General features: G+C 68.9%; 18 protein-coding genes. 10 read left to right on the top strand and 8 right to left on the bottom strand.

Annotated elements, in window-relative coordinates; all coding sequences use genetic code 11:
• The first annotated feature begins 7 nt into the window (after positions 1 to 7).
• The 5 genes from OG300_RS03405 (at position 8) to puuE (ending at position 4,721) form a co-directional block, all read left to right on the top strand.
• On the top strand, positions 8 to 742 hold the full coding sequence (locus tag OG300_RS03405) for a GntR family transcriptional regulator (protein ID WP_405492021.1): 735 nt from the start codon (positions 8 to 10) through the stop codon (positions 740 to 742).
• A gap of 76 nt (positions 743 to 818) precedes the next feature.
• Complete coding sequence (locus OG300_RS03400) at positions 819 to 1,565, top strand: aspartate/glutamate racemase family protein (protein ID WP_405492019.1); 747 nt, start codon at positions 819 to 821, stop codon at positions 1,563 to 1,565.
• Complete coding sequence (locus OG300_RS03395) at positions 1,562 to 2,776, top strand: DUF6986 family protein (RefSeq protein ID WP_405492017.1); 1,215 nt, start codon at positions 1,562 to 1,564, stop codon at positions 2,774 to 2,776. The genes OG300_RS03400 and OG300_RS03395 overlap by 4 nt, the downstream gene beginning before the upstream one ends.
• Positions 2,773 to 3,804 (top strand): allantoicase, encoded by a 1,032-nt coding sequence (gene alc, locus OG300_RS03390; RefSeq protein ID WP_405492015.1) that lies wholly within the window; start codon positions 2,773 to 2,775, stop codon positions 3,802 to 3,804. Before OG300_RS03395 ends, alc begins: the two co-directional genes overlap by 4 nt.
• Positions 3,801 to 4,721: an allantoinase PuuE gene (gene puuE / locus OG300_RS03385; protein ID WP_405492013.1), complete on the top strand. Its 921-nt coding sequence runs from the start codon at positions 3,801 to 3,803 to the stop codon at positions 4,719 to 4,721. The genes alc and puuE overlap by 4 nt, the downstream gene beginning before the upstream one ends.
• A gap of 125 nt (positions 4,722 to 4,846) precedes the next feature.
• On the opposite strand, the gene OG300_RS03380 is transcribed toward puuE, so the two are convergent.
• The 3 genes from OG300_RS03380 to dapB all read right to left on the bottom strand — a co-directional run bounded on the left by OG300_RS03380 (position 4,847) and on the right by dapB (position 6,811).
• Positions 4,847 to 5,482, bottom strand: a complete 636-nt coding sequence (locus OG300_RS03380) for a hypothetical protein (protein ID WP_405498457.1) — start codon at positions 5,480 to 5,482, stop codon at positions 4,847 to 4,849.
• A gap of 67 nt (positions 5,483 to 5,549) precedes the next feature.
• Positions 5,550 to 6,059, bottom strand: a complete 510-nt coding sequence (locus OG300_RS03375; protein ID WP_405492011.1) for a hypothetical protein — start codon at positions 6,057 to 6,059, stop codon at positions 5,550 to 5,552.
• The gene (gene dapB / locus OG300_RS03370; RefSeq protein WP_405492009.1) at positions 6,056 to 6,811 is read right to left on the bottom strand and encodes a 4-hydroxy-tetrahydrodipicolinate reductase; all 756 of its coding nucleotides are present in this window, start codon (positions 6,809 to 6,811) and stop codon (positions 6,056 to 6,058) included. The genes OG300_RS03375 and dapB overlap by 4 nt, the downstream gene beginning before the upstream one ends.
• A gap of 178 nt (positions 6,812 to 6,989) precedes the next feature.
• On the opposite strand from dapB, the gene OG300_RS03365 reads away from it, so the two are divergent.
• Positions 6,990 to 8,576: an esterase-like activity of phytase family protein gene (locus tag OG300_RS03365; RefSeq protein WP_405492007.1), complete on the top strand. Its 1,587-nt coding sequence runs from the start codon at positions 6,990 to 6,992 to the stop codon at positions 8,574 to 8,576.
• 21 nt (positions 8,577 to 8,597) lie between these two features.
• Here OG300_RS03365 and OG300_RS03360 read toward each other — a convergent pair whose 3' ends face one another.
• Complete coding sequence (locus OG300_RS03360; RefSeq protein WP_405492005.1) at positions 8,598 to 9,713, bottom strand: alcohol dehydrogenase catalytic domain-containing protein; 1,116 nt, start codon at positions 9,711 to 9,713, stop codon at positions 8,598 to 8,600.
• Positions 9,714 to 9,788: 75 nt separating this feature from the next.
• Between OG300_RS03360 and OG300_RS03355 the strand changes: the two genes are divergently transcribed.
• Positions 9,789 to 10,442, top strand: coding sequence for a class I SAM-dependent methyltransferase (locus OG300_RS03355; protein ID WP_405492003.1), 654 nt, complete (start codon positions 9,789 to 9,791; stop codon positions 10,440 to 10,442).
• Positions 10,443 to 10,493: 51 nt separating this feature from the next.
• On the opposite strand, the gene OG300_RS03350 is transcribed toward OG300_RS03355, so the two are convergent.
• On the bottom strand, positions 10,494 to 11,243 hold the full coding sequence (locus OG300_RS03350) for a hypothetical protein (RefSeq protein ID WP_405492001.1): 750 nt from the start codon (positions 11,241 to 11,243) through the stop codon (positions 10,494 to 10,496).
• Positions 11,244 to 11,390: 147 nt separating this feature from the next.
• Here OG300_RS03350 and OG300_RS03345 point away from each other — a divergent pair, with 147 nt between their 5' ends.
• A complete protein-coding gene (locus OG300_RS03345; protein ID WP_405491999.1) occupies positions 11,391 to 11,717 on the top strand; it encodes an ArsR/SmtB family transcription factor in 327 nt (108 codons plus the stop codon).
• Positions 11,718 to 11,723: 6 nt separating this feature from the next.
• Positions 11,724 to 12,263 (top strand): SRPBCC family protein, encoded by a 540-nt coding sequence (locus OG300_RS03340; protein ID WP_405491997.1) that lies wholly within the window; start codon positions 11,724 to 11,726, stop codon positions 12,261 to 12,263.
• A 3-nt stretch (positions 12,264 to 12,266) separates the two neighbouring features.
• Here the strand turns inward: OG300_RS03340 and OG300_RS03335 are convergent, their stop codons facing one another.
• Positions 12,267 to 13,673, bottom strand: a complete 1,407-nt coding sequence (locus OG300_RS03335; RefSeq protein ID WP_405491995.1) for a pentapeptide repeat-containing protein — start codon at positions 13,671 to 13,673, stop codon at positions 12,267 to 12,269.
• Between the two features lie 251 nt (positions 13,674 to 13,924).
• Positions 13,925 to 15,181 carry an MFS transporter gene (locus OG300_RS03330; protein WP_405491993.1) on the bottom strand — a complete coding sequence of 419 codons (1,257 nt, stop codon included), beginning with the start codon at positions 15,179 to 15,181 and terminating at the stop codon, positions 13,925 to 13,927.
• 94 nt (positions 15,182 to 15,275) lie between these two features.
• Between OG300_RS03330 and OG300_RS03325 the strand changes: the two genes are divergently transcribed.
• On the top strand, positions 15,276 to 15,590 hold the full coding sequence (locus OG300_RS03325) for an ArsR/SmtB family transcription factor (RefSeq protein ID WP_405491991.1): 315 nt from the start codon (positions 15,276 to 15,278) through the stop codon (positions 15,588 to 15,590).
• Positions 15,591 to 15,600: 10 nt separating this feature from the next.
• On the opposite strand, the gene OG300_RS03320 is transcribed toward OG300_RS03325, so the two are convergent.
• Positions 15,601 to 16,275 (bottom strand): pyridoxamine 5'-phosphate oxidase family protein, encoded by a 675-nt coding sequence (locus OG300_RS03320; RefSeq protein WP_405491989.1) that lies wholly within the window; start codon positions 16,273 to 16,275, stop codon positions 15,601 to 15,603.
• Positions 16,276 to 16,325: the final 50 nt, after the last annotated feature.

The following is a 16,325-nucleotide window of genomic DNA, read 5'->3' as shown; positions in this document are numbered from 1 at the left end:
TCGTGGCGTGCCCTCTCGTCCTCGCCTACCCCGGTTGCCCCAGCTCACGCCACCCCTCGATGCCCGCCGCGGCTACTCCCAACAGGAGATCCTCGGCGAATTGCGCCGCCTGATCCTGGAGGGCAACCTGCCGCCGGGCACCGGCCTGCCGCTCGGCGAGGTGGCCCGCGAGTTCACGGTGAGCGCCATCCCGGTGCGCGAGTCGCTGCAGACGCTGATCGGCGAGGGCCTGGTCGAACATCGACCGAACTTCGGCTACCAGGTGACGCTGCTGACCTCCGATGAGCTGCGCGAACTGTATGTGGTGCGCGAGCGGCTCGAGTCGGCGGCACTGGCCGCGGCCGTGCATCACGCCACCGCGGCCGATCACGAACTGGCCCGCGAGATCCACGCCCGCCTCGAGCAGGCGGTGCTCACCGAGAACGCGGTCGCCTATCACCGTGAGACCCGCAACTTCCATCTCGCGCTGGTCCGCCCGTCGGGCATGCCGCGCGTGGTGCACATGCTGGAGTACGCGTGGAACATCACCGAGCCGGTGCAGCCGATGGTGCATGTGACGACCATGGACCGGGTGGTGCTGCACGCCGACCACAGCAAGCAGCTGCAAGCCTTCCTCGCGAGGGATGCTGAAGCGTTGCTGGCCGCCACCGAGGGCCATCACTCGCGCTTGAACGACGTCCTCGAGCACCTGCCGACGGACACCGGTTTGTTCGCGGAACCCGCAGGTGAAGAAGATATATAGGCCGTGAGCCCAGCGCTTTCGAACATATACGGTTCAGGCAACCCCGCAGCCTTGACTGTTCGATAGCGTGGAAGCCATGCGGATCCGGGTCATCAATCCCAACACCACCGCGGCCATGACCGCGCTCATCGCCGAGAGCGCGCGCTCGGTCGCCGCGCCCGGCACGGTGATCGAGGCCGTCAACCCCGAGATGGGCCCGGCGTCCATCGAGAGCCACTACGACGAGGCGCTCGCGGTGCCCGGCCTGCTGGCCGAGATCGCCCGCGGTGAGGCCGAGGGTGTCGACGGCTACGTGATCGCGTGTTTCGGCGATCCGGGCCTGGATGCCGCGCGGGAGTTGGCGCGCGGACCGGTGATCGGCATCGCGGAGGCGGCCATGCAGGCGGCGAGCCATCTGGGCCGCAGTTTCAGCGTGGTCACCAGCCTGGCCCGCACCGCCGGTCGCGCCGAGGATCTCGCGGAACGCTATGGGATGCAACGCTTCTGCGCGGGCGTGCACGCGGCGGAGATCGCGGTGCTCGAACTCGAGGACCCCAAGGCCCGCCGGGTTATCGCCGAGGCGTGCCGGGAAGCCGTGGCGCACGACGGTTCCGACGCGGTGGTGCTCGGCTGCGCCGGGATGGCGGATCTGTGCGAATACCTGACCGAGGAGGCCGGGGTGCCCGTGGTCGACGGTGTCGCCGCCGCCACGCTGACCGTGCAGTCGCTGGTCACCATGAACTTGCGTAAGTCCGGCCGCGGGGAATTCGCGGCCCCACTGCCGAAGACGTATGTGGGATTGCTCGCCGATTTCGGCATCGAGGAACAGGAGGCCCAGGCGTGACACTGTCACCGGAGGCATTGGGCGGGATCGGATCCCGTTTGCAGGCTGTGGACGCGGAGCTGGCGCGGCGCTACCCGGGAGATCGCCCGGGTCAGCCGATCCACACCGCCTACGCGTCCGGTGCGGACGCCTCGGTGGACCTGCCGCGCCAATGGGGTTCGGCCGCACTGGAACTCGCCGAGAGCCAGCGTGATCTGCTGGTCGCGCTCGCCGGTGAGGATGTCACCGCCCGGGTCTTCGAGACCCTGCGTGAGCGCCCGATCCAGGACCTGCGCCTGGACTTCGAGGACGGCTACGGCACTCGCGGCGACGAGACCGAGGACCGCGACGCGCTCGAGGCCGGTGCGGTACTGAAAGCCCTTCCGGCCGAGGTGTCTTCGCGCGGGATCCGGATGAAGGGCCTGACCACCGTCGAGTGGGCGCGCGCCGTGCGCACCCTGGAGAAGGTGCTCGAGGGCGCGGGCGGCGTGCCCGAGGGCTTCGTGTTCACCGTGCCCAAGATCCGGCACGCCGAGCAGGCCGACATCACCGTATCCCTGTGCGAGGCCATCGAATCCGCGCACGGCCTGGCGGCCGGGTCGCTGAAGTTCGAGTTGCAGATCGAGAGCCCGCAGGCCGTCATCGCCGCCGACGGCACCGTCGCGGTCGCTCAGCTGATCCAGCGCTCGGCCGGACGCTGCACCGGATTGCACTACGGCACTTACGATTACAGTGCCGCCTGCGGTATCGCCCCGAAGTTCCAGTCGCTGGAGCATCCGGTCGCCGACCACGCCAAGGCGGTCATGCAGGCCGCGGCCGCCACCACCGGCGTGTGGGTGTGCGACGGCTCCACCCAGGTGCTGCCCCTCGGTACCGAAGAAGAGGTGCGCGCGGCGGTGTCGCGGCACTTCCGCCTGGTCACCCGCTCGCTGGAGCGCGGCTACTACCAGGGCTGGGACATGGGTCCCGGGCACCTGGTGACCCGCTGGCTGGCCACCTTCGCCTTCTACCGCGAGGGTCTCGGCGTCGCCGCCCCGCGCATCGGCCGCTACCTGGATCGCCAGGGCGGCGCGGTGATGGACGAGCCCGCCACCGCACAGGCGCTGGCGACGGTGGTGCTGCGCGGACTCGAATGCGGTGCGTTCGATCCCGCCGAGGTCACCGCCATCGCCCCCAAGGCCACTGTCGAAGTTCTGCACCAATTGCGAGAGAGGAAGATCCCCGCGCTATGAGCGACGCCGATTTCACGCTGCTCCCCGACCTGGCCGTGCGCACCCTGGGCGGTGCCGTGCTGTGGGCCAACGACGAGTCCTTCGCGGAGCGGGAGAACCTCATCCGCCCGGAGGCGGCCACGTACTCCCCGGCCACCTTCGGGCACAAAGGTCAGGTGTACGACGGCTGGGAGACCCGCCGTCGCCGCGACGACGAGGGCGGCCACCCGGCCGGCGACGACTGCGACTCCGCCATCATCCGCCTGGGCGTGCCCGGCGTGATCGAGGGCGTGGTCGTGGACACCGCCTGGTTCAAGGGCAACTACCCGCCCGAGGTTTCGGTGGAAGCCATTGCGGTGCAGGGACATCCGTCGGTCGACGAGCTGGTCGCCGCCGAAGGCTGGACCACCATCGTGGAGCGCGCCAAGGTGAACGGCGACTCGGAGAACCCGTTCGCGGTGGAGTCGGGCAAGCGCTGGACCCATGTGCGACTGCGCATGTTCCCGGACGGCGGCATCGCGCGACTGCGGGTGCACGGCGTCGCGAAACCCGATGTGGCGTGGCTGGAGTCGGGCCCGTTCGACCTCGCCGCGATCGAGAACGGCGGCCTGATCGCCGACTGCTCCAACCGCTTCTTCTCACACCCGCAGAACGTGCTGATGCCGGGCCGCGCCCGCAGCATGGGCGACGGCTGGGAGACCGCGCGCCGCCGCGACAAGAACAGCAACGACTGGGTGCTGGTGCAGCTGGCCGCCGAGGGCGTCGTCACCGCCGCCGAGATCGACACCTCGTACTTCCTGTTCAACAGCCCGGGTGCGGGCGCCCTCACCGGAATTCGCGCCGATGGCACCGAGGTCGAACTGCTCGGCCGCACCCGCCTGCAGCCCGACACCCGGCACCGGTTCCTGATCGACGCCGCCGACGCGGTCGTGCAGGTGCGGCTGGACGCCTTCCCCGACGGCGGCCTGGCCCGGCTGCGACTGTTCGGCACCCTGACCGACGAGGCCCGGACGCGACTGCGTGCCGAGCTGGAAGATGAACGAGCATGAGTGATTTCGACCTGAACTACCCGCGGGACATGGTGGGCTACGGACCCAACCCACCGCATCCGCACTGGCCCGGCGACGCGAACATCGCCGTCAACTTCGTGCTCAATTACGAAGAGGGCGGCGAGAACAACCCGCTCGACGGCGACGAGGGCTCCGAGGCGTTCCTCACCCCGGACATCGTGCCCGGTGCGGCCTTCCCGAACCGGCACCTGAGTGTCGAGACCATGTACGAGTACGGCTCGCGGGCCGGACTCTGGCGGATACTGCGGCTTTTCGAGCAGCGCGACATCCCGCTCACCGTATTCGGTGTGGCGCGCGCGCTCGAGCGCAATCCGGAGGCCGTCGCGGCGTTCAAGCGGCTGGGCTACGACATCTGCTCGCACGGGCTGCGCTGGTTCACCTATCAGCAGGTGGACAAGGAGACCGAGCGCGCGCACATGGAAGAGGCCGTGCGCATCATCACCAAGCTGTTCGGTGAAGCGCCGAAAGGCTGGTACACCGGCCGTGATTCGCCCAACACCCGCGAGCTGGTCGTGGAGCACGGCGGCTTCGTATACGACTCGGATTCCTACGCCGACGACCTGCCCTACTGGGTGAAGGTCGGCGAACAGGACCAGCTGGTGCTGCCGTACACCCTCGAAACCAACGACATGCGCTTCTCCTCCCCCGCCGGTTTCGCCAACGGCGAGGAGTTCTTCTCTTACCTCAAGGACGCCTTCGACGTGCTGTACGCCGAGGGCGCGGCGGGCGCGCCGAAGATGCTGTCGGTCGGGCTGCACTGCCGGATCATCGGCAAGCCCGCGCGGGCGAAGTCGCTCGAGCGTTTCCTGGACTACGTGCAGTCGCACGAAAAGGTCTGGCTGGCACGGCGTATCGACATCGCGGAGCACTGGCGCACGGTGCATCCCGCACGCTGATCGTTTCCCGGCAGGGACAACGGTGGCCCGGAACCTCCCTGGTTCCGGGCCACCGTCATGTCAGGAAGTAGCTGCCGAACACGCTGCGCCGCACGCGAATCGGTTCGCGGGCGCGGCAATCCGGTTCAGAGCGTGCCGTTCTCGATATCGGCCTTGAGCGCGTTCTGGTAGGCGCGATGGGAATCCGCGCCGTTGTCGGCGGTGAACTGGATCAGCGCCGCGTCGGCGACAAAGGTGATGTGCTCGTTGACCGTGGTGCTGCCGTCACCGTTGTCGGTGAAGGTGATCAGCTGGTGGGTGGTCACATTGGGGAGATCCCAGCTCTCCGAGGTGTAGTAGTGCTCGGCCTCGTTGATGCGCTGTTCGGCCTCGGTGTGGCCGGGATAGGTGATCGGTCCCATCGGAATGTCTTCCAGGGCGGTGAAGTCGATCACCTGGAAGTCACCGTCGTCGCAAGTGCGATGGGTGACCAGGCCCTTCAGGAACGGGTGGCGGCCCAGATCGTTCTGCAGGTCGGAGTACACCGACCAGACCTTGTCCAGCGGGGCGTCGATGGTGATGGGCAGATCCACCACGATCGAGGAGCGGCCGTCGTCCGGATTCTGTTGCCCGGCTTGATAAACCGCCCAGCTGGCCTGCCATTCCAGCTTGTAAGCGTTGTCGTATTCGATACAGGACGGCGCATCCGCGCGCGCCGCGGGCGATCCCGCCGCAGGCGACCCCATCGTCGCGCAGGCAATTGCCAGCGCATAACCCACCATGAACCTCACCGGCGGGACTCTACTCCGGGTTCGACCTACCGGCAGGTTATACGGAGGCTACGGCTCCCTATTTGCCGGTGCGCTCGGTCCGCTCCAAATCGACTGCGCGCTTCATCATTTCGCGGGCCCGGGTGCGGTCGCCCGCGTAGTCGTAGGCGCGGGCGGCGCGATAGTTGGAGCGCCAGTTGTCCGGGTCGGCCTCGAATTCCAGCTTGACCTTCTCGAAAAGCTCGTCGGCGGCGGGCTTCTCGATGCGCCCGGAGGCACGGCGCGGCAGCGCGGACACGTCGAGCTCGCGGCCTTCCTCGTGCATGCGCCGGGCCAGATGCTGATGTGCGAACGCGGCGCGAACGCTGGTAGCCACCACCCACACGCCGACCAGCGGCAGCACCAGCACACCCGCGCCGAGCAGCGCGGCCGGGATCGAACCCGACGCGATCAGGCTGATCGCGATGCGGCCCAGCAGCACGAAATAGAAGCCGAGGACCAGCACCAGCGCCGCGATGAACGCGACGCGCTTGGCCACCTCGCGGCCATTGTTCGGCTCGACCGCGGATCCGTTGCCGGAGGTGCTCACAGGTCCAGCAGCGGGTCGATGCCGACGGTGAGGCCGGGCCGCAGCGGAGTCTTGCGCACACCGAGCAGCACCCCGGGCACGAACGAGGTGCGGTCCATGGAGTCGTGGCGGATGGTGAGGGTCTCGCCCTGGGTGCCGAAGAGGACCTCCTGGTGAGCGATCAAGCCGCGCAGGCGAACCGCGTGCACCCGCACGCCGTCGACGTCCGCGCCGCGCGCGCCCTCGAGCTCCTGACTGGTGGCGTCGGGGCTGCGGGGCACCCCGGCCTTCTCGCGCGCCGCGGCGATCAGGCCCGCGGTGCGGAAGGCGGTGCCGGAGGGGGCGTCGGCCTTGTTGGGGTGATGCAGTTCGATGACCTCGACCGAATCGAACCAGCGCGCGGCCTGTTCGGCGAAGCGCATGGTCAGCACCGCGCCGATGGCGAAGTTGGGGGCGATCAGCACACCGGTCTCGGGGCTGGCGGCCAGCCAGCCGCGCACCTGCTCGAGGCGTCCGGCGTCGAAGCCGGTGGTGCCGACGACGGCGTGAATCCCGTTGCGCACCAGCCATTCCAGGTTCGGCATCACGACGTCGGGGTGGGTGAAGTCGACGACCACCTGGGCGCCCGAGTCGGTGAATGCCTCGAGGGCGTCGTCCTTGTCGACCTGAGCGACCAGGTCCAGATCGTCGGCGGCCTCGACGCCCGCGCAGATGGCCTGCCCGACCTTGCCGCGCGCCCCGAGCACACCCACCCGAATCCGGTTCGTGGTCACCTGGTCTCCTCACATACGGCCGATACACGAATAAGGCGAGCCTATCGGGTCGTCCGGGGGCGGATGAAACGACCGTCGCCGACCATACCCAGCCGATACACAGCAAGTTCACAGATAGGGTGGCAACTGTTCAGCACGCGGTCATCGCGAGGTCGGACCCGATCGATAGGCAACGACAGTGAGAATTCCCCGCCCCACCCGCGCCGTGCTCGCTCCGGCATCCCGCACCGTGCTCGTCGCGGCCGCCGTCTGCGCCGCCGCCGTCGCCTGCTCCGCCGGGTCGAACTCCGCCGACTTCACCGCCACCGCCGGGCAACCCCTGGTCATCACGCCCGAGCAGCTCCTCGCCAAGACCGGCGGCCGCACGGCGGTCGCCATCGCGGACCCGCAGCACGGCAGCGTGACCCGCCGCATCGACGGCGCCCTGGTCTACACCCCGGCCGCCGGATACACCGGTTCAGACGCGCTGACCGTCACCACCACCGACGCGGTTCGGCTGTACACCACCGACATTCCGCCCATCGGCCAGTTCGGCGGCGTCACCGTGCAGGCCAGCGGCTACGGTTCCGCGCTCGCCCCCGTGCCCGGCAGCACCGACGAGTTCTACGGCCTCACCGACCGCGGCCCGAACGTCGACGGGCCGGGCAAGAACGAGAAGCTGGTCCCGGTACCGGATTTCACGCCGCAGATCGCCAAGCTCAAGCTGGTCGACGGCAAGGCCGTGGTGGAATCGACGATCCTGCTGAAGAACCCGGTCGGGCAGCCGTTCAACGGCCTGGTCGACACCTCCGCCTCCACCGGAGAGACCATGAAGGATCTCAACGGCACCGTCCTGCCCGCCACCGACCACGGCCTCGACAGCGAGAGCCTGGTGGCGCTGGCCGACGGCACCTTCTGGGTGTCCGACGAATACGGCCCGTTCCTGGTGCATTTCGACGCCAAGGGCAGTGAACTCGAACGCCTGGCACCGGGACGCGGACTGCCGCAGGAGATTTCGCTGCGCACCCCGAACCAGGGCATGGAGGGCCTCACCGTCACCCCGGACGGCAGCACCCTGGTCGGCATCGTGCAGAGCGCGCTGAACGAGCCCGGCGTCACCAACGCCCGCGAGACCCCGATGACCCGGATCGTCACCGTCGATCTGAAGTCCAAGGCGGTCAAGGAATTCGTGTACCCCCTCGAGGACCCCAAGCAGAAGCTGGCGGTCTCGGAGATCACCGCCCTGTCCAACACCACCTTCGTGGTCGACGAGCGCGACGGCAACCTCGCACCCAAGGCCAACAAGAAGCTGTGGACCATCAACATCAGCTCGGCCACCGACGTCGGCCCGCAGGCGAACGTTCCTGGCGCGCAATACGATCCGGCCAAGGGCCCGCTCGTCGACGGTAAGCCCCTCGAGGTCCTGGTCGGCGCGGTGCCCACCGCCGACGGCATCGCGACCCTGAAGCAGGCCGGGATCACCCCCGTCGCGAAGACCGGCAAACTCGACCTGGGCGGCCTGCTCGACGGCCTGAACCCCGACGGCAAGTTCTTCGGCCACGACAAGATCGAAGGCGTCGCCACCACCGACGGCGGCAAGACCCTGTTCATCTCCAACGACAGCGACTTCGGCCTCCAGGGCAGCACCGGCGACAAGCCGCCATTCGGTCTGAAGGCCAAGACACTCCCCAACGGCGTGCAGGACAGCGGCGAAATCCTCGCGATCGACACCACCAAGCTGCCCGCGCAAACGCAGACCACGACGATCAGCCTGAAGGTCGGCTGACCGCCTCGATCTCGTTGCCGTTCAGTCGAGGACGACGATCTGCCGCAGGGCGTGCCCGGCGGCCAGTTCGTCCATCGCGGCGTTGATGTCCTCGAGCTTGATGTGTGAGGACACCAGGCGTTCCACCGGCAGTCGGCCCTCCCGCCACATCCGCACGAACTCCGGGATGTCGCGGGCGGGCACGGCCGAACCCAGGTAGCTGCCGACGATGGCGCGGCCCTGCGCGACCAGCGCGAGCGGAGAGATGCTGGCTCGGGCGTCGGGGGCGGGCAGGCCGACGGTGACGGTGATGCCGCCGGCGGCGGTCGCGGCGACCGCGGTTTCGAAGGCGCGGATATTGCCCGCGGCTTCGATCACGGCCTCGGCCTGGATGTTCTGCTCGGCGACTTCCTGCGGCGTGTACGCGGCGGTGGCACCCAGTTCGAGGGCGGTCTTCAACTTCTCCGGCACGGTGTCGACGGCGATCACCTCACCGTCGGCGCCCGCGCGCAGTGCCGCGGCCACCAGCACGGCGGCCATGCCGACGCCACCGAGACCGACCACCATGATCCGGTCGGACGGGCCGGGCTTGGCCGAATTCAGCAGTGCCCCACCACCGGTCAGCACCGCGCAGCCGAGGATCGCGGCCACCTCGGGCGGTACGTCGGCGTCCACCGGGACCACCGAGTGCCGATCCACCACGGCGTGCGTGGCGAAGGCCGAAACACCCAGGTGGTGATGGACTTCCACGCCGTCGCGCAGCAATCGCCTACCGCCATTGAGCAATTCGCCCGCATTGTTGGCCATGCTGCCGGGTTCGCAGGGAGTGCGGCCGTCGGTGGCGCAGCCCGCGCACTGCCCACAGCGCGGCAGGAAGGTCATCACCACGCGCTGCCCGACGGCGATATCGCTGTCGTCGGAGCCGACCGCCTCGACGATGCCCGCCGCCTCGTGCCCGAGCAGCATGGGCACCGGGCGCACCCGATTGCCGTCCACCACCGACAGATCCGAATGGCACAGGCCCGCCGCCTCGATGCGAACCAGCAGTTCCCCCGGGGCGGGATCGGCCAGATCGAGTTCGCTGACGACTATCGGCCGAGACTGCGCGAACGGTGTCGGCGCACCGATCTGTTCCAGGACGGCACCACGAATCCTCATGCGCCCGACGCTACTCCATCGAACCTTCCCAGACAGTTCGAAATCTGCTTCGATGGAGGTCGGATAGGAGCACATATGAGCACATCACTGACCACCGGCAATCGCGCCTTCAACCATGTGGTGACCCAGTTCTGGGGCAACGTCGCCCGTGCCTACGACACCGCGGCCCTCCAGCACGTCGTCTACCGCCCGCCGCAGGATCAGATGGTCGCCGAGTTGCGGGCCGCCGGATCGCAGCGCATCGCCGACATCGGCTGCGGCACCGGCATTCTCAGCACCCGCATCCAGCGGGAGCTGCGCCCCGAGGCGGTCTACGGGGTGGACGCCTCGGCCGGGATGCTCGCGCAGGCGGGCACCCGCTCCGACGCCGTGCAGTGGCGGCACGCGGCCGCCGAACACCTCCCCTTCGCCGACGGCGAACTCGACGCGGTGGTCACCACCAGCGCTTTCCACTTCTTCGACCATCCGGTGGCGCTGCGTGAATTCCACCGGGTGCTCGCTCCCGGCGGGCTGGTGGCCATCGCGACCATGCATCCCTCCGGCCCGACCGCGCGTCCGATCCAGCGGTTGACCCGCAGCCCGCGCTTCCCCGCGCACGCGCCCTCACCGCGCGAGACCCGCAAGCTGCTGGAGGACGCGGGGTTCAAAGTGATGGATCAGCGCAAGATCTCCCGACCATTGCCGTCGTGGCTGATTCCGGACGTGATCACCGTCGGCCGTCGCGGCTGACCACTCGACCGAGCCCCGTGCCGCGCCGAATTCCACTGCGGCACGGGGTTTTCACGGTCCGGGCCGGTCGCTGCCCCGGAAACATACGGTCAGGCGGCGCTGGTCCCACACCACCCACACCGCGCCCGCGCCGTCGCGCGGGCAGGACCCGCCGCCGACCGTGTTCTCGAGCACGGCGGTCGCCTGCACGATGTGATCGCCGGGAGTGCCGCAGTCGACCTTGGACGGCTCGTCCAGATGCGCTGTGTCGTAACAGAATCCGGTCCGCCAGTCGAAGGCCAGGCACAGGTGGTAGATGAGCGCGCCCGCCTTGCTGTGGCGGCTGGACTCCAGATGCCACAGCGGATCGGAGCACGGGGCGGGGCCGGTCTGCACGACCCGGTAGTTCGCGTCCAGGGAGGTGCAGTCCACGGGGTCGGGCGCACCGGCCTTCCAGGACGGCGCACCCGTGGGGTCGCTGGCCTGTTCGATCGGCACCTCGACGCAATCGCCGATGCGCAGTGCGGCAAGCGGATCCGGGGCGTGCGGTTTCGCCGAGGTGGCCGGCATGCCCGCCTGGATCAGTTCGGGCGGGGCCGCGACGGGCGTGCCCGCGACGGTGTCGCGGGTCAGCGGGGAGAGTCCGGACCCGACGCCGGTCAGCAGGATCACCCAACCCAGCACGGCGAGCGTCGAAATGACCGCCCGCACAGTCACTCCGGCGCGCGGCCGGGCACCGGTGCGATCGAGGGGCGCGCGCCGCAGCCGGCGCATCGCGGCCAGACCCACGATGGCCGCCGACATCAGTAGTACGACTGCCACACCGGCAATCCACGCGACGCTGTGGCTCCCCACCGCACCCATCCCCCGTCCGAGCTCGTTCGCTCAGCAAACTATCCCAGCCCCGAGCCGCTGGCAAACGATCTATATTCCTTGACAGTTATATAACCCTCTAGGCATATTGGAGTCATGTCCGAAGCCTCACTCTGGGCCGCGCTCACCGACCCGCAGCGGCGCGCCATCCTCGCGCTGCTGCTGGCCGGACCGCGCCCGGTCACCGAGATCGCCGAGGCCTGCGGACTGAGCCAGCCGGGCGCGTCCAAACACCTGCGGGTGCTGCGCGACTGCGGCCTGGTTCGCGTCACCGTGGACGCGCAACGCCGCGTCTACGCCCTCGACCCCACGCCGATGGCGGAACTCGACGCCTGGCTCGCCCCCTACCGCAGCCGGTGGACCGCGAGCCTGGACGCGCTGGGCCGCCGCCTCGACGACACCGCTCCCCCTCGAAAGGACTGATCCGCCATGACCGCCACCCCGACCGGAGACTTCCTCGTCCTCGACGACGGCCGCCCCGCCGTCCGCCTGACCCGCGTCTACGACCATCCGATCGAGCGCGTCTGGCAGTTCGTCACCGACCCGGAGGAGCTCGTGCACTGGTTCCCCTCGCGCGCCGAGATAGAGCTCTCCCCCGGCGGCACGGTCCGCTACAGCGGCGATCCGAGCCTGGCCGACACCACCGGCAAGGTCCTGGAAATCGAGGCGCCACAGCGACTCTCGTTCACCTGGGGTCCCGAGGAGGTGCACTTCGAACTGACGGCCCTCGACGAGCGGCGCACCCGGTTCACCCTCACCAACGTGCTGTCGGCGGTGGACGCGGCCGCCCGCAACGGAGCCGGATGGGAGGTGTGCCTCGGCGCTCTCGACGCCCGCAGCGCGGATCGCGCCTACGACGGCCCGCACGCGGGTCCGACCCCGGCCTGGGAGCAGTACTACCGCGCCTATCGGGACGCCGGAATCCCTTCCGGCGCAGAGATTCCCGGGGTGGATCCGGAAACACTCTGACGGTCAGGACGCGGGTTCGGGGGTGGCTCCGGCCGGAACCGGCGGCCAGTGCGCCGGACTGATGTTCGCGGGCTTGGTGACCGGGCTGGCGTCCCAGTCGACCTGGACGCCGATCCAGGCCTTGGGCTTGTCGAAGGTGATGGCGCGGGCATCGAAGGCGGCACGCTGGAAGTCGATCTCGCCGAAGAAGTCGCCGCCGGTGAAGGTGACCGAGCGGCCACCGAAGACCGCGTCCACGAAGGACACCTTGCCCTGGTATTCGGCTCGGGCGAAGGTGATCTCGCGGGTGCGGCCACCCCGCCAGCGCGAGTTGCCACCGAGCTGGGCGCAGTCGAACACGCAGGCGTCGGCATAGAACCGGGTGGCGGTGAAGGCCACGCTCGCGCCGGTGAACGTCGCGGCGGTGAAGGCAACCCGGCCGCCGTCGAACAGCGCCCGCTCGAAGGAGGTCACGGCCGACGCGAAGCGGGCGCTGGCGAAGGTGGTGCGGTCGCCGCCGAAGGTGGTGCGCACGAATTCGGTACGCGGCCCGCCGAATTGGGCGGACTCGAAGCTGGTGGGACCCGCGAACACGGTGTCGGTGAAGGTGACGCCCGCGGCCTCCGGTCCGGTGCCCGCCGGGCCGACCGGCGCGAACACGGCGTGATCGAATCGCCCGCCCTCCCGGAAGATGGCGCGGCGGAAGGTGATTCGCTCACCGATGAAACGGGCGTGCGCGAAGCTGGTGCGGTCGCCCACGAAGATCGCGTCGCAGAAGCGGGTCTCGCGGCCGGAGAACACGGTGCGCGCGAAGTCGGCGTCCTCGAACACCACTTCGGAGAAATCGAAATCACAGGCGGACCAAGGCGTTTCGGCCGTGGGCCGGAGCCGGTCGGCGATCACCCGCACGATGGTGTGCCGCACCTGCCGATCATTGTTGCGGTAGGCGTAGACCCGCTCCACGGAGGTTCCGGAGTCCTTGACCCGCTGCGCCTTGGATACGAGGTGGCTGGAGCCCTCGTCGGGCACGTACGGCAGCCGCAGGTACCCGCAGAGCACGTCCACGCACTGCTGGCGGCGCACCGGCATCGCGAACTCGTCGGCGACTCCGGCCAGGGCGTACACCCCCGCGATCCGCACCGCGGGATCCGGATCGCCCAGCTGCCGCGCCGCCGCCCCGAACAGTTCCGCGAACCGCCCGCGCTCCAGGTCGCGCTGTCGCCGATACACCACGACGAGCAGCACCGCGCCGCCGACGACCGCGGTCACCGCGAGCGCGATCTTGCTGAGGTCCACCTGATTCGGCGTCTCGGCCCGCGCGCCCAGCAGATGCCACAGCACCCACCAGCTGATCGCGGCGATGGCGAGCCCGCCGATCACCGCCCCCACCACCGACAACAACAACGCCGACCGGCGTACCGTCCGGTTCATCACCCCACCGAACCTCCACCGCCGCATAGCGGAAGAATAGCGATCCCCGCCCCACTACGCACCAGTTGTCAGAATTCGTCGGCCCACCAGGCATTTTCGGGACATTCAAGACCAACCGCCCAGCCTTGGAGCTCCCGATTCGCCCGAAATCCCCCACCTGCCAACCCCATTCGCCCGATTCAGGCGTTTCAAAAGCAAGGCCGGTGCCCACCCGACACAACGGGTGAGTACCGGCGATTCGCGCAGACGATTCAGGCCGATTCCACGAGCGTGACGACGCCCGGTTCGGCAGCCGTGGACAGCTCCGGTTCGACATTGCGGCGCAGGCCGATCGCCGCCGCGCCGAGGCAGGCGAGCGCGACCACCACCACGAACCAGGGGAACACCGTGCTCAGCCCCCACGTGGTCGCGGCCCAACCCGCGAGGACGGTGGGAACCGCCATGGCCGAGTAGGCCAGCAGGTAGTAGGCCGACATGGTCTCGCCACGCTTGTGCTGCGGGACCACGTTCGAGAGGTGCCGCAGCGAGCCACCGAAGCCGAGGCCGAAGGTGCCGCCGAGCACCAGGCCCGACAGCAGCACCAGCACCCAATTGTGGGTGTGCAGCGCCGGAATGGTGACGAGCAGGGCCGCCGCCATGCCGACGTCGCCGATGATGGCGGCCCGGCGTGCGGGGATGCCACCGGCCACGGCCTGTACCAACGCACCGGCGATGGCGGTGGAAGCGACGACCGCGCCGCCGAAGACCAGGTTGTGGATCCCGGTCTCCGCCGAGGCCAGCGACGGGTAGAGCGACAGCAGGACACCCAGCACCGACCAGGCCGCCATCACGCCCAGCGCGGAGAACCAGAAGTCACTGCGGATCTCCTGCGGCACAGCCGGTTTGGCGATCCTGATGCGCCCGGTGCTGCGTGCGCCGTGCGGTTCGCGCAGCACCAGCACCCCGGCGGCGATGGCCAGGCAGACCAGGGTGATCACCAGGTAGGGCGTGCGCAGCGGGTAGGGGGCGTACTGCGCCAGTAGCGCCGAACCCAGAATCGCCACGGCCATACCGACATTGAAGGCCACACCCGAGAGCTGACCGGAGCGCGCACCGTGCTGCGGTCGCAGATCCAGCAGCGCCGCCGCCCCCGAGACCACCGTCGCGCCGACGGCGAATCCGTGCAGGGCCCGCGCCACCAGCAGCATGGCCACATCGTCGGCGAACAGGAAGACCACCAGACCGGCGATCATGAGCGCGAAGGCGCCCAGCAGCACCGGTTTGCGGCCGACCACATCGGAGATGCGACCGGACACCAGGACGGCGACCAGCGCGGCCACCGCGTAGACGGCGAAAACGAAAGTGGTGGTGAGCGGCGAGAAGTGCCAGGTCTTCTGATAGATGCCGTACAGCGGGGCGGGTGCGCCGGACACTCCGAGCGCGACGCCGCTGGCGGCGAGGATCAGCGCGTAGGCCCAGCTCTGACTGCCCTGTTCGGCTCGAGTCTCCACCGTGGTTGCCGATGTCATCGAAGCCCCCATCAGGTAAGTTTGATTATGATCGAACCTGACTGTACGCCAGGTTCGATGATTATCAAACCTGCTATCCCCTGTGAGGTAGTTCATGTCCGAGTCCGAAGCGAAGCCCGCGGTCGCCCCGCTGCCCGCGGTACTCGGCGCACTACAGGACCCGGTCCGCCTGGAGGTGGTCCGGCGACTGGCCAACGCCGGCGGCCCGATGCGCTGCGTCGCCACCTACGACACCATCAGCAAATCGACCGCCGCGCATCACTTCAAGATCCTGCGCGAGGCCGGCGTCACCGAACGCGTCACCCTCGACGGCGTGCCCTGCATCAGCCTGCGCGCCGAAGACCTGAACTCGGCGCTACCCGGTCTGCTCCCCGCGATACTCGCCGCCGCCAACGAAGAGGCTCACTGAACCTCCGCGCTCAATTCACCGACGGGGTGGCCAATTGCGTACGCAGCGAATCGTTCTCGCGGCGCAACGCCTCGATCTCGGCGCGCAGCCGATCCTGTTCGGCTGCGGCGGAACGACGTTCGAGGGTGAGAGCCTCGTCGAGCCGGTCCTTGGTGAAGCGCGGGCGAATGTATTTGGCGCAGTTCCAGTTCCACGCCTCGACGGTGACGACCACGGCCCGCTCGGCGATCTTGCGGATCGCGCCGGTGTAGGCGGCGGAGACCTGATCGACCAGGTCGGGGTTCTCGGCGCGTTCGACCATGCGCGCGCGACCGTACACCTTGAGTCGTTCCCGCAGCGGGTAGTCGATGAAGAACAGGGCGACGCGATCGTTCTCGGTGAGATTTCCGACGGTGACGTACTGCCCGTTGCCGGAGAGGTCCACGAATCCGAGGGTGTGCCGGTCGAGGATCTGCACGAAGCCCTTCGGGCCGCCGCGATGCTGGATGTAGGGCCAGCCGCCGGGCGTCACGGTACCCAGGAAGAACGAGTCGGCCGCCCGGATGAACCCGCTCTCGCGCAGGTCGAGGGGCTGCGGCTCGTCCCGCCCCTCGATCCAGGTGCGATAGTCGAGGTAGCTGCCCGCCCGCTTCTGTCTTTCCACCGAGGCCGCCGAGAAGGCGATCCGCGCATAGCGATTCGACATCACGCTCCCTTCCACATCCTCGCCTCGAACGTACCAGCGAGTAGCGGGTA

This window comes from Nocardia sp. NBC_00511, from assembly GCF_045161165.1.
Taxonomy (GTDB): Bacteria; Actinomycetota; Actinomycetes; order Mycobacteriales; family Mycobacteriaceae; genus Nocardia.
Note: the sequence above shows the minus strand (reverse complement) of the source record. Positions and strands in the feature narration are given on the sequence as shown.

What these genes read in the sequence shown, in the direction of transcription:
- OG300_RS03325 (WP_405491991.1), top strand. Translation starts at nt 15,276, where the DNA reads ATGTCCGAGTCCGAAGCGAAGCCCGCGGTCGCCCCGCTGCCCGCGGTA.
- OG300_RS03330 (WP_405491993.1), bottom strand. Translation starts at nt 15,181, where the DNA reads ATGACATCGGCAACCACGGTGGAGACTCGAGCCGAACAGGGCAGTCAG.
- OG300_RS03345 (WP_405491999.1), top strand. Translation starts at nt 11,391, where the DNA reads ATGTCCGAAGCCTCACTCTGGGCCGCGCTCACCGACCCGCAGCGGCGC.
- alc (WP_405492015.1), top strand. Translation starts at nt 2,773, where the DNA reads ATGAGCGACGCCGATTTCACGCTGCTCCCCGACCTGGCCGTGCGCACC.
- puuE (WP_405492013.1), top strand. Translation starts at nt 3,801, where the DNA reads ATGAGTGATTTCGACCTGAACTACCCGCGGGACATGGTGGGCTACGGA.
- OG300_RS03400 (WP_405492019.1), top strand. Translation starts at nt 819, where the DNA reads ATGCGGATCCGGGTCATCAATCCCAACACCACCGCGGCCATGACCGCG.
- OG300_RS03355 (WP_405492003.1), top strand. Translation starts at nt 9,789, where the DNA reads ATGAGCACATCACTGACCACCGGCAATCGCGCCTTCAACCATGTGGTG.
- OG300_RS03360 (WP_405492005.1), bottom strand. Translation starts at nt 9,713, where the DNA reads ATGAGGATTCGTGGTGCCGTCCTGGAACAGATCGGTGCGCCGACACCG.
- OG300_RS03340 (WP_405491997.1), top strand. Translation starts at nt 11,724, where the DNA reads ATGACCGCCACCCCGACCGGAGACTTCCTCGTCCTCGACGACGGCCGC.
- OG300_RS03320 (WP_405491989.1), bottom strand. Translation starts at nt 16,275, where the DNA reads ATGTCGAATCGCTATGCGCGGATCGCCTTCTCGGCGGCCTCGGTGGAA.
- OG300_RS03335 (WP_405491995.1), bottom strand. Translation starts at nt 13,673, where the DNA reads ATGAACCGGACGGTACGCCGGTCGGCGTTGTTGTTGTCGGTGGTGGGG.
- OG300_RS03380 (WP_405498457.1), bottom strand. Translation starts at nt 5,482, where the DNA reads ATGGTGGGTTATGCGCTGGCAATTGCCTGCGCGACGATGGGGTCGCCT.